The organism is Pedobacter sp. 01N416 (assembly GCF_056399685.1).
In genome coordinates this window covers 1-381 of the sequence record NZ_JBFTRT010001140.1, presented here as the reverse complement: position 1 = coordinate 381, position 381 = coordinate 1, and the positions used below count along the sequence as shown (strand labels likewise).

At 34.4% G+C, this 381-nt stretch carries 1 protein-coding gene; it reads left to right on the top strand.

The window, feature by feature from the left end:
- Positions 1–381: hypothetical protein (locus tag AC1DND_RS29615; RefSeq protein ID WP_477586636.1), on the top strand; the 381-nt coding region annotated here is incomplete at both ends.

The window sequence follows — 381 nt, the reverse complement described above, 5'->3', positions numbered from 1 at the left end:
CTACTTATACTTTGTACTATCAAATCTTAAAACAAGAAAGAAATTTGTGATGACGTTAGTGGGGCTTACCGTATTTTTTTCTAGTTTTTTAGTTTTTATACTCGAGAACATTAATGATAAACTTGGAGGCGAAAACCTTTCAGGTCTCGCTCGTTATAGAGATTTCTATATTGGATGGGAGCTTATAAAGGAAAAACCACTAATGGGACATGGCTTATTTAACGAATCTTATCTCTTTACTAAACCATATGTTACTGCTATCGAAGTCAGACTTTTTGGGGCCAGAACTCTAGATATTATTGGCTCAATTTCTGGAGGATTTGTTAATGGGATAATGGATGTATTTGCTTGGTTTGGATTACCAGCTGGATTGCTTTTATT